Here is a 12,722-nt window from a genome sequence, read left to right as displayed (position 1 = left end):
TTCGCTCGATCGGGCGACACTACTTCCGCGATGAGTTCGTGGTGCGGCGGAAGTGGATCGACGAGCACGCCTACGCCGATCTGGTCGGGCTTTGCCAACTCCTGCCGGGCCCGGCCAGCAGCCAGGCCGGCTTCTCGATTGGATTGATGCGGGCCGGCTACCTGGGCGCGCTCGCAGCCTGGACCGGATTCACCCTGCCCTCGGCCGTGATCCTCGTCCTGTTTGCTTACGGCGCCGGTGCACTGCGCGGGTCGGTTGGCGCAGGCCGTCTGGGGCATGGCGCGCAACCTCTGTCCCGACCGGGAGCGTGCGTCGATCGCGGTGATTGCGGCATTGATCATACTCTTCAGCACGGCTTCGATCGCCCAGATCGGCGCAATCGTTCTCAGCGGGCTCGCCTGGCGCGCCCCTCCGCTCATCGTCGTCGCCTTCAGCGCTGCTGCGGGCATAGCGATGACGCTTGTCTGAGTTCACGCTACGAGTTTGGTCTTATCGTCTTGTTTCGCCAGCATCGACGCCGGCGCGTTTCGCGAAGAACCACGGAACGCTGCTGCGTTCCGTGGTTCGGTTCAGTCGGCGATGGATCAGACGAAGCGGAAATCGTCTGCCGCGAGGGAGGCCATCTGCAGATTGGCCAGCGTCACGGTGTTGTCGGCATCGAGCGTCACGACGACGTTGTTGCCGACCTGCGTGGTGTGCGACATCACTTCGGCGAAGTTGGAGAACAGGCTGCTTGAGAATTGCAGCACGTCGGCCGAGGCACCGGTGGTGGCGAAGTCGGTGACGGTCTCCTTGCCGAAGTCGGCGGCGAACATGAACACGTCGGCACCCGAGCCGCCGGACAGGATGTCGTTGCCGGCATCGCCCGCGAGGATGTCGGCACCCGAGCCACCCTTGATGGTGTCGTTGCCGGCACCACCATTCAGCATGTCGTTCTCGGAGCCGCCATCGATGTTGTCGTCGCCATCGCCGCCGGAGATGGCGTCGACACCCGAGCCGCCCTTCAACGTGTCCTTGCCGAGGCCACCCTCGATCACGTCGTTGCCGGAGCCACCGTCGACGCCGTCGTCGCCGTCGCCGCCGCGCAGCGTGTCATTGCCGGCACCACCGGCGATGACATCGTTGCCGGCTCCGCCATCGAACATATCGGCGCCGTTGCCGCCTGTAAGATGGTCTGCACCGGCGCCGAGCACGAAGCCCTCGATGCCGCTGAAGTGGTCGGTGCCGATGCCTGCGCCGGTCGCGATGCCGGACGCCAGGTTGATCGTGACTGCACCGGTGGCGTCGGACAGATCCAACACGTCCTGACCGCAGCCGCCGTCGATGGTGTCGTCACCAGCACCGCCTCGGAGCACGTCGTCGCCGAAGCCGCCGAGCAGCACGTCGTTACCGGCACCGCCGATCAGCAGGTCGTCGCCGAGGCCGCCGTTCAGGGTGTTGGCTCCGGCCGAGCCGATCAGCGTGTCGCCAAACGCCGTGCCTACCGCGTTCTCGACCCCGGCGAGATGGTCGGCGCCCGGGAGATAGCCCGGATAGTAGGCCAGCCCGGAGTCGAGGTCGATCGTCAGCTCGAACAGGATGTGACTGTAGTCGATGGTGTCGACGCCGTCGCCGCCGTCGTAACGATCCAGACCAGGGCCGCCGATGAAGGTATCGTCGCCGGTGCCGCCGAACACCAGATCGTTGCCGAGGCCGCCGACGATCGTATCGCTGCCGCCGGTTCCGATGTGCAGCTTCCAGGTGCCGTCGGCGAAGCCGAGTTCCTCGATGTTGCTGAGCGTGTCGGTGCCGTCGGTGCCGACCTGATCAGCGATGTTGATCGAGCCGTCGGCATTGAGCGTCATCGCGTATCCGGCAATCGCGCCGGAGAAGGTCGCTGTGTCGGTCCCGGCGCCGCCGTCGATGATGTCGTCACCGGCTGCGCCCTTGATCAGGTCGCCGCCGTCATTGCCGTACAACGTGTCGTTGTCGGCACCACCATCGACCTGGTCATTGCCGGCGCCGGCGTAGATGTAGTCGTTGCCTGCGCCGCCGAACAGCACGTCATCGCCGCCGTAAGTGTAGTCCATGGCGATGGTGTCGCTGCCATCGCCACCATCGATGACGAAGCCGCCCGCAGATGTCGACAGCGCGACGTCGTCGCCGACGCCGAGCAGGATCGTGCCGGTCACCGTGGCGCCGACGTAGAGGTTGACCTGGTCGTTGCCGGCGCCCATGTCGATCGCCGAACCACCGGTCGCAACGATCGACCCCGAGTTGTTCAGGGTGTCGCGGCCGCCGCCCATCGAGATGCCACCGACGATCCTGCCGGTGCTGTTGTTGCCGACGAAGTCCTCGTAGTCGCCGACAAGGTTGATCGCCTCGTTGCCGCGGAGGTCGAACCGGGCAGCGTCCTCCGGCGAAACCCCTTCCGGTCCGTGGCCGTCGCCCTGGATCAGACCGTCATTGACGATGGTCGTCGCCCCCAGTGCGTTGCTGTTGCTGGAGTTGTCGACCTGGATCGCCCGGCCGTAACCGTAGATCTCGCCGGTGGCGCTGTTGACGATCTCGCCGCCGCCGATCGCGATCGCTTCGGACACGTTCGGTTCGCCGTCGTGATAGCCCTCGGCACCGAGGCCGGCAATTCGGCCGTAGTTCAGCACCTGCACCAAGCCATCGACGTCGATGGCGTCGCCATCGGAGTCGGCCAGTTCGGCGGAGCGGCCTTCCATCACCCCATGATTGGTGATGAACGCCTTCTGCGCGAGCGACCCGTCGGTGTCCAAGTTCACGGCCGACCCGTTGCGGCCGATCATCGTGCCACTGTTGATGACGGTGACGGCATTGTCACCGGTTACGGCATGACGCGAAGCTTCCATCCAGCCGCCGGCGTAGTTGTTGACCTTGCCGCCGGTGTCGCTCTGGAAGTCGATCAGATCGCCTCCGCCCACGAACGTCGGATCCGTCGTGATTGTCCCCCAGTTGTTGACGACGCCGTCAGTGCCCGGGCGGATCACGTCGGTATCGCCGCCGTGCTGGCGGATGACGCCCCCGGCAAGGTTGTTGATCACCGCCGACGCGCCGCTGTTGTCGAAGGTGCGGAAGTCGATGACGCGGCCGTTCGCTTCGATCAAGCCGGCGTTGTTGACGGTGATGGTCGCGTCGGCGTGACCGGCCCGTTCCGGGGTCAGCGCGCCGCGGACGACGCCGCCGGCCTGGTTGTTGAGGGTCACCGAGCCGGTCGCCCCCGCCGTGGTGGTGAGCGCACGGGTCGAGCCTGAGATCTCGCCGGCATTGTCGATGACCGCGTTGCCACCGCCCTGCCAGACGATCGCGTTGCCGGACACCGAGAGCGCGCCGCCGGCCTCGATGGCGACGCGGTCGTTGTTGTCCACAACGAGGCTCGAAGCCAGCGTCGCGCCGCCCTGGATCGTCACGCCGTTATACGATGCCGATCCGGCCACCGACCAGGCGCCTGCGGCCACCAGCAGGTTCTCGACATTGAGCGTGGCGATGAGTTCCGCCGTGCCGCCGCCGATCAGCTTGACGGTGTCGTTGCCGGCGCCGCCGTCGATCAAACTCGGCGCGGGGTCGTCGGTGGAGACGATGATGAGGTCGTCGCCTTCACCGGCTTCAGCAGTGTCGCCGGCGCCGGCCACCAGCTCGTCGTTGCCGTCGCCACCTTGCAGGGTGTCATAGCCTTCGCCGCCGACCAGGACGTCGTCGCCTTCGCCGCCGGTCAGGGTGTCGTCACCGTCGCCGCCAGCCAGCCGGTCGTCGTCAGCGCCACCGTCGAGCGTGTCATCGCCTGCACCGCCAAGCAGCGTGTCGTCGCCGTCGCCGCCGGACAGGGTATCATCGCCTTCGCCGCCATCGAGCTGGTCGTCGCCGCCGAGCCCGGCGAGGACGTCGTCGCCCCCGAGGCCGTTGAGGACGTCGTCACCGAGCGCGCCGGTGAGTTCGTTGTCACCGTCGTCGCCGACCAGCACCAGCGCCTCGGTTTCGAGCACCGTGTCCTGACGATAGTCGAGGTTCTGGATGCGCTCGTCGTGCGCCCGGTCGGTATCGGCGACGTCGTAGGGCGTGTCGGAGTAGTTCGCCGCCATGTATTCGGCGAAGGCATCCTGCTCGGTGCCTTCGGCGGCGAAGTTCGCTTCCTGCCCCGCATCCGGAACCAGGTCTGGCGACAGATTGACGACGTTGGCAAAGGCGGGATTGGCCGCGATGAAGCTCGCGAACGGATAGCCGTCGCCGCCGGTGAGCAGGAAGCTCAAGGTCACGACCCGGATCGCCATCTCCGGATCGACCACCAGTTCGCCGTTCGCGACCAGCGCCAGCACCGGATTGCCGTTGTCATCGATCAGCGCTGCCGACTGCACGCGGTTGCCGGCCGGCAAATCCTTGTCGAACGAGAACGCGATGCCGCCGACCTGGGCGAACTGGCCGGGCGTCGCGGTCGCCGTGGTCGCCGCCACGGCGTGCTCGAGCACCTCGAGCAGCTGATCCGCGGTCACCGTGACCATCGACAGCGCATTGTTGAAGCGCAACGAGTTGGCGATATCGAGCTGCGACACCTCGCCCGCTTCCTTGCCGACGCTGGTGTTCGCCAACGGCGGGCTCTCCACCGCTTCGCCGCCGACCGCATAGACGTAGCCGATCGAGTCGCGGATGCCGCCGCCGTTCTTGATCGAAACCAGCACGGTCGGGTCGACCTTCTGGGCGTACCACAGGTTCGCATCGGCGGAGAGGTCGCCGAGGTTGGTCTCCTCGGTGCGAGCCTCGCTGCGGCGGCCCTCGAGATAGACGTCCGTCTTGCCGAAAGTGTTGCCGTCCTGCACGTCGATGATGCCGCCCACCGCCTGGGCGATGTCGTTGACCAGATCGCCGCGGCCGCCGTCGGCAAACGGATCGGCGTCGTCGGCATCTACGTCGCCGTCATCGTCGACATCGACCGTGGTGTTGCCGTTGTACAGCGAGGTGACCACCTCTTCCGTGCTGGCGTAGGCGCCGTTGACCGCCGTGTTGGCGGTGTAGATCACGTTGCCTTCAGCATCGAAATCGACCACCAGCCGTCCGACATAGGAGTACTCGCCGGAGGTGTTGACGATCAGCGTGGTCTTGCCGTCGGCGTTCGCGGTGACGATCGGATAGGTGTCGGCCGCGGTGTCGCCGGCACGGAGTGCGTCGGTCTCGTCCGCCAGCAGCGTGTGCGAGCCGCCGGCGACGATGACGTCGACGCCGTGCAGCAGCGGCGCCAGCGCCTTTTCGAGCGCGAGCTGCTGCAGATGGCTGACCAGGATGATCTTGTTGATGCCCTGGGCCAGCAGACCGTCGATCGTCGGCTGCAGGATTGCCGCCAGCGCCGCCATGTCATCGACATTGTCGCCGATCACTTCGACGCCGCCGGTCGAGGAGATGCTCTGCACGATCTGGGTGGTCGCGCCGATCACGCCGATCTTTTCGCCGTTCTCCTCGATGACGGTGGCCGGCGCGATCTTCTTGCCGATACCGGCCTCCGGCGGGAAGCCGGTGTAGGCGTCGGCATCCAGGATCGTGCCGGTGTAGACCGAGGCGAGATTGGCATCGGCCGAGAAGTCCAGATTGGCCGCGAGGTACGGGAACTGCGCGCCAGGATAGCCGGCGGTCTGCTTGATGATGTCGGCGAACGCCTTGGTGCCGGCGTCGAATTCGTGATTGCCGATCGCCGAGGCCTGCACGCCGATGATGTTCAGCATCGCCATGTCGGCGGTGCCGAAGCCGGGCGAGACGTTCAGCGTCCCGGCAGCGAGGCCGTAATAGGTCTCCAGCGCGGTTTCGTAGACCTCCTTCAGCGAGCCGTCGCTGCCGGCGCTGAAGAACGGGCTGGGAATGAAATTGTCGCCCGACGACAGCGTGATCGAGTTGTCGTAGGTCTCCTCGAGATAGTCGACGATCGCCGCGAAGTTGCCGGCGCGATCGACTGCGTTCAGGCCCGCCTCGAAGTCCGATGCATGCAGGATTTGCAGCGTGTAAGCCGGGGTCGGCTCCTGCTCCCCGAGATTGAGGCCCACGACCACCGGATCGTGGTCGGACACCCGGATCGAGGAGTCGCCGTCGAAGATCGAGGTGTCGCGGCCGTAGTCGGTGTTGTAGTCGAGCGCGTCAGCCTCGTCGGCGTTGATGTGCCAGGTGGTCACACCGGACACCTGCGCGCCGAGGCTGGCATTGGCGAAGGCATAGTCGAGCGTGCCGGTCTGGCCGTCGAACACATAGGAATAAGCGTCGTCCTCGCGGTCGTGCAGATTCTCATAGCCGGCGCCCTCGATGAGCGCGGTCGACTGCTCCTTGGCGTAGCCGTTGAAGTCGCCGAGCAGCATCACGTCTGGATCGCCCGAGCCGGTCGGATCGCTCGCCGCCCACGCGGTCAGCGCGGTGGCGGCCAGCTCGCGCTGGTTCTGCCAGTTGCCCTGGCCGTCGCCCTGATCGGAATCGGCGCCGGAGCCGGTACCGCTCTTGGACTTGAGATGGTTGGCGATCGCCGTGAAGGTTTCGCCGGTCGCAAGCTCCTCGAAGGTCACCGCGATCGCGTTGCGGCTGGTGTTCTCGCCGTCGAACACCGCGCCGACCGTGCTCTGCCCGAGCAGGCCGCCGAGGCCGAGGCCGGGCAGGTCGGCGTCGTTGAGGGTCTCGATGGTCGTACCGTCGGCGATCTTCACCGCGGTGGTGTCGTAGATGAAGCCGACCGCGATGGCGTCGCCGCCAACGAACTGCTGGCCGGGATCGACCCAGGCATAGGTACCGGCCCCAGCCACGGCATTGAGCTGTTCGACCAGATACTTGATCGCGTTGCCGGAGGATGCAGCGGAGAAGTCGTTCTCCAGCTCGGTCAGCGCCAGCACGTCGACGTCCATGTCGAGGATGGTCGCGACCAGCTTCTCGGTCTGACGCGCGAACTCCGCGGCGTTGTCGGCGCCGCGCGGCGCTTCGCCGATCGCGGTGGTGCCGCCATTGTCCAGCGTCGTGAAGTAGTTCAGCACGTTGAAGCTCGCCACCTTCAGGCGGCCGCCGACGTCTTCCGGCGCATCGGTGCGCGGATTGTCGCCGGCTCCGAAGGTGTTGGCGCCATCCTCGACCGAGCGGATCCGCCAGGTCGCCCCCGAGGCGGAGTTGCCGGCCCACTGATAGTCGAGCACGCCGGTCAGGCCGGTGACGGTGTCACCCATCCGGACCGCGTCGGCAGTGCCGTAGTTCGGCGTGGCGGACGGGTTGTCGTTCGGATCGAAGCCGTCGAGGTTGTTGATCGCGGCGTTCTGGACGTTCAGGCCATCGTCATAGGTGATGGTGCGGGCACCGAGCTCGGCCAGATACGCCTGGTAGGCGGCGGCGTCGGGCGCGTTCTCCTGCGTGAACTGTTCGGGCCGTTCGCCCGCCGCCAGCTTGATCTCGTTGAACCGGTCGAGATTGTACTGCTCGGTGACGGTCAGGGTCTGCGGAATCGTGACCAGCATGCCTTCATAGGCTTCAAGATCAGGCTGGTAGTCGCCGTCCTGGCTCAACGTAGTGCCCATCGACGGCAGGTCGATCTGCACCGCCATCGTGTCGACGTCGGCCACCGCGCCGGCCTGGACGATCGAAATGTTGCTGGCGGTGAGCTCGGTCAGGCCGAAATATTCGCTGATCGAGCCGGTGACGCGGACCCGGTCGCCGATCTGGACGTCGGTGGCGCCGCCGTAGACGAATATCGCCTCGGAGGTCAGCACGTTGCCGTCGGAATCGGTGGTCTCCTCCTGGAGATAGAAGCCGTTGAGATTGCGGGTGGCGTCGGCATCGCCGTTCTGGAAGTCGCCGACCACGATGGCTTCGATGGTCACAGTCTGGCCGACCATGGCACTGCTGGCTCCGCTGCCCTGAATCGCGCTGATCTTGGTAATGCCGACGTCGTCGTTGACGATGGTGCCGGTCGCCGTCGCGGCGCTGCCGATCGTGGTGGTCACGGCCGCCGAATTCGAAACGTCCTGCAGCGTCAGCGTGAAGCTCTCGTTCGCCTCATTGTCGGTGTCGCCGGCGACGGTGACGGTGACGACCGCGGAGGTCTCTCCCGCCGCGATGCTGCCGCTGAAGCTGACCGGCTTGCCGCCGACGTAGTCGGCCGCATCGGTCTGCGCCGAAGCGATCGTTCCCGAGAACGCGACGTCGCCCGTGGTGCCGCCGCTGCGCTCGACGGTGAACTGATAGACGGTCGGAGCGCTGTTACCTTCGTCATACGACACCGTGAGCGAATCCGGCGCGAAGGCGACGTGCTGAGCTTCGATCGACGATTCGGACGAACTGGTGACGCGGATGTCGTCGATACCGACCCACTCGTCATTGCCGACGGCGTTGGTGGTGAGAATGCGAACCTGGATGTCGTTGCGGCCGTCGACGGCGGCGGGCAGCAGCAGATCGAACGGCGTCACTTGGGTCGCGGCACCGCCGGTGGTGACGTCGGCGGCGTAACCGCTTGGAACGTTGGTCCACGCCCCGCTCGAACCGAGCCGGTACTGCACGTTGATCTGCTGCGCCGAATCGTCCGTGCTGGCGTCGAGGTCGCGTGCGTTGAAGCTCAGCCGGACATCCTTGCGGCCGGTGGCGTCGAGGTGGATCACGAGGCTGGGGGCATCCGCACTGTTTGAGCCGTTCAGCGCCACCGTCGGGTTGGCGATCTGGAATTCAGCCACGCCGCCGTTGGTGATGGCGGTGTTGGTCTGGTTAGCGACGACGTCGACATCTCCTGACGACGATCCGGTAGCCGTACGCGCGTCCACCCCGGTGGCCGAAACGACATCGTTGCCGAGATACCCGACGATCGATGCCACCCCCGACCAGTCATCGTTGGTCGTGATAAGGCCAGTATTGGACCAATCCTGCAGGAAATCGCCGTTCGCCAGGACATGAGGGGTCGTCGACATGTATCGCCACTCCAGCGCTTGAGAAAAGACGTCGCGGATCGCCGCCTCACGGCATGCGTAAGGGCACGGTCCGGACGGTTGATGGTTAACGGATCGTTAATGCGCGTTGATAGAACGCCGACGACAACAGATCGGTGACTGCTTTTTAACGGGCCGGTGAAGTCGCGATACGAAGGTCCTGCGAAGGCCGAGCGAACCAACTACGGCACGTTCGACTTCTCGGCCGGTAGCAATCGCCCGTGACCCATCTTGTTACAGCTTGATCGGTCCGCCGCGACGGGCAGCCACGCCCGGTTGCGACTGCTGACCGGCGCGACCGAACTTCCGAACCAAGGCGGCGTTTCGTCGCAGGGTGTCGCGGCCTCGTTGCCATCGGCCGCCGTCATCGCGCACGCGCCGCTTTGTCATGCGCCTGACGTTGAACCTCGCTAACGAACGCCGACCGCATCCGACCGTGACGGTCCGACGTCGTTTTGAATTGAGTAATATGACCGCAACAACGTCCTCCACGTCGACTCCCGCGTCCGGCGATCTTGCGTCGGCCGCGATCGTCTCCTGCAGAACGGCCTTTCTGACGGTGGGACTGTTCTCGGCGGTGCTCAATCTGCTGATGCTCACCGGCTCGATCTACATGCTGCAGGTGTACGACCGGGTCATCCCATCGCACAGCATTCCGACCTTGATCGCGCTGTCGATCGCGGTGGCGGCCGCGTATGCGATGCAAGGGCTGTTCGATCTATTGCGTCAGCGCATTCTGACACGGATCGGATCGGCACTGCACGCGGCGCTGTGGCAACCGGTCGTCTGCAACATCCTGCGTGGGCCGCTGCGCGGCGGCGGCGCGAATCGCGGCCTGCAATTGTCACATGATCTGGACTCGGTCCGGTCGTTCCTTTCCGGGCTCGGCCCGACGACCTTGTTCGACTTGCCGTGGATGCCGCTGTATCTCGCCGGCTGCTTTCTCTTGCATCCTTATCTCGGCTGGACGCTGGTCGTGGGCGCGGTGCTGCTGTTCGGGATCGCGCTGCTCACCGAGGTGCTGACGCGGGCGCCGACCCGGGACGCGTCGCTTGCCGGCGCAATCCGCGGCGTCCAGCTTGAAGCCGGTCGGCGCAACGCCGAAATCGTGGCCGCGCTGGGGATGGAGCAGCGGTTGATCGACCGGATCGGGGCCGCCAACGACGATCTCGTCGCCGCCCAGCAGCGCAACGCCGATATCGCCGGATCGCTCGGCGCGTTGTCCAAGACGCTGCGCTTCATGCTGCAATCGGCGCTGCTCGGCCTCGGCGCCTATCTGGTGATCGAGGGGCAGGCCAGCGGCGGCGTGATGATCGCCGCGTCGATCATGGGCAGCCGCGCGCTCGCACCGGTGGAACTGGCGATCTCCATCTGGCGTCCGTTCCTCGGCGCGCGACAGGCGGGCCAACGGCTCCGCACCGCCCTGCGCGACGGCGACGCCCCGAATCCCGACGTCGCGCCCGAACGCGCCCTCCATCGGCTCACGGTCGAGCAGGTAACGATCGCCGCCCCCGGCGGCACCACCGCGATCGTGCACAACGCGTCGTTCGCACTTGAAGCCGGCCAGGCGGTCGGCATCATTGGCCCGTCAGCCGCCGGCAAATCGACGCTGGCGCGGGCGCTGGTCGGGATCTGGCCGATCGCACGCGGCGAGATCCGCCTCGATGGCGCCACCCTCGACCAGTGGCCGGCAGAAATTCGTGGCGGCATGATCGGCTATCTGCCGCAGGACGTCGAATTGTTCGACGGAACGGTGGCGGAGAACATCGCACGCTTCGACCCGGAGATCGACGAGGCGGCGGTGATCGCCGCGGCGAAGGCCGCCGGCGCCTACGAGATGATCCTGAAGCTGCCGAAGGGGTTCGAGATGCGGATCGGCGAAGCCGGCGCCACCCTGTCGGGCGGCCAGCGGCAGCGGATCGCGTTGGCGCGCGCGCTCTACAAGGATCCGTTCATGGTGGTGCTCGACGAGCCGAACGCCAGCCTGGACGCCGAAGGCGACGCGGCGCTGACCGACGCCATCCGGCGCGTCCGCGCCCGCGGCGGCATTGCCGTCATTATCGCGCATCGACCGGCGGCGCTCGCCGCGGTCGATCTCGTACTGACGCTGGCGACCGGCCAGGTGCAGGCGTTCGGCCCGAAGGACGAAGTGCTGCGCAAATCGCTCGCCGCTCATCCGGCGCCGGGCGGGGCGGCGCTGCAGGCGGTGCCCGACGCGCGCTCGGTTCCGGCCGCCGCCGCCAGTTGAGGACCTCCATATGACCGCACCCTCCACGCGCGAAGCTCGCCGCAACGATCCGTTTCGCGATATCCGGCGCGCCACCGGACTCGGAATCGGCACGTTGGCGATCGTGGTGTCCACCGCCGGCGTTTGGGCGATGACCGCGCCGCTCGCCAGCGCCGTGATCGCACCGGCACAGGTGGTGGTCGACAGCAACGTCCGCCGGGTTCAGCACCCGACCGGCGGCGTGGTCGCCGACATCTACGTCAACGACGGCGATCAGGTTCGGGCCGGCGACGTGCTGGTCCGCCTCGACGAGACGCTGTCGCGCGCCAACCTTGCGCTGATCGAAAACCAGCTCAACCAGCTAGGGGTGCGTCGTGCCCGGCTGCAGTCCGAGCAGAACGGCCGCGACGCGGTGGTGCTGCCCGGCGAGATCGCCGCACGCGGCGCCGTCGCCGCGATCGCGGAGATGATCGAGGGCGAGACCACGCTGTTCGCCCGGCGGCGCGAGGCAATCAGCGGCCAGCAATCGCAGCTGCGCGAACGCAAGGCGCAGATCGCGGACGAAATCCGCGGCCTGGAGGCGCAGATCGCGTCGAAGCGCGAACAGATCCGCTGGATCGACACTGAGCTGGAGGGCGTCCGCCAGCTGTACGAAAAGCGCCTGGTGCCCTATGCGCGCCTCACTGCGCTCGAGCGCGAGGCTTCCCGTCTGACCGGCGAGGAAGGCCAGCTGATCGCCGAGATCGCGCGCGCCAAGGGCCGGATCACCGAAACTGAACTGCAGATCATCCAGCTGGTCCAGGACCAGCGCCGCGAGGTCGCGACCGAACTGCGGGACGTCGAGACCAAGCTTGCCGATCTCGGCGAACGCCGCATCGCCGCGATGGACCAGCTCGATCGCGTGGTATTGCGCGCGCCGCAGGACGGTCTGATCCACCAGAAATCGGTCTTCACCGTCGGTGGCGTGATCACCGCGGGCGAACAGCTGATGCTCATCGTGCCGAAGGATTCGCTTGTGGTCGAGGCCCGGGTCGATCCGCAAATGATCGACCGGCTCAAGGTCGGGCAATCCGCCAAGCTGCGCTTCAGCGCGTTCGACGCCGCGGTGACCCCCGAGCTCGACGGCACGCTGACGCGGATCGCCGCCGACCTGACCAAAGACCCGCAATCCGGCGCGGCTTACTACGTCGCCCGCATCAGCCTCGACGCGAGCGAACTCGCCAAGCTCGACGGCAAGGCGCTGGTGCCCGGCATGCCGGTTGAAGCCTTCATCCAGAACGGCGTGCGGACGGCACTTGCCTACCTGCGCAAGCCGCTGGAAGATCAGCTCGCCCGCGCCCTGCGGCAGAAATAGTCCAAGTCCCTATCGCCATCTTTGTCCAGCATGCGTCCGCATTGCCGCCAGCACGATATCCCGACTTTCGAAGGCGTCAGATCTGCGGATCCTCGGCAGGCGAGCAGGCGTGGTGAGCTGATGTTGCCTGAGTCTGCTTCTGGCCGGCCCTAAGGCGAAGATCGCGGTCGCGCTCGGCACGTCAGCAGTTCAGGCCGGGACCAAATGGACGGAGTGG

Annotated in this window: 3 protein-coding genes and 1 pseudogene; 3 read left to right on the top strand and 1 reads right to left on the bottom strand. The window is 66.5% G+C overall.

The features are described 5' to 3' along the window. Positions 1 to 20: 20 nt before the first annotated feature. Positions 21 to 399, top strand: a pseudogene (locus AC1RQP_RS32255) (chromate transporter); the annotation flags it as partial. 185 nt (positions 400 to 584) lie between these two features. On the opposite strand, the gene AC1RQP_RS32250 reads toward AC1RQP_RS32255, so the two are convergent. Further along, a complete protein-coding gene (locus tag AC1RQP_RS32250) occupies positions 585 to 8,906 on the bottom strand; it encodes an ExeM/NucH family extracellular endonuclease (RefSeq protein WP_492940993.1) in 8,322 nt (2,773 codons plus the stop codon). 487 nt (positions 8,907 to 9,393) lie between these two features. On the opposite strand from AC1RQP_RS32250, the gene AC1RQP_RS32245 reads away from it, so the two are divergent. Both AC1RQP_RS32245 and AC1RQP_RS32240 read left to right on the top strand, forming a co-directional pair. Then, positions 9,394 to 11,172 carry a type I secretion system permease/ATPase gene (locus AC1RQP_RS32245; RefSeq protein WP_492940991.1) on the top strand — a complete coding sequence of 593 codons (1,779 nt, stop codon included), beginning with the start codon at positions 9,394 to 9,396 and terminating at the stop codon, positions 11,170 to 11,172. 10 nt (positions 11,173 to 11,182) lie between these two features. Continuing rightward, positions 11,183 to 12,505 carry an HlyD family type I secretion periplasmic adaptor subunit gene (locus tag AC1RQP_RS32240; RefSeq protein WP_492940990.1) on the top strand — a complete coding sequence of 441 codons (1,323 nt, stop codon included), beginning with the start codon at positions 11,183 to 11,185 and terminating at the stop codon, positions 12,503 to 12,505. The last annotated feature ends 217 nt before the right edge of the window (positions 12,506 to 12,722 follow it).

The sequence above is a fragment of the Bradyrhizobium sp. GW821-FHT13H06 genome, from assembly GCF_058803975.1.
This window is presented reverse-complemented; position numbering and strand designations above follow the sequence as displayed.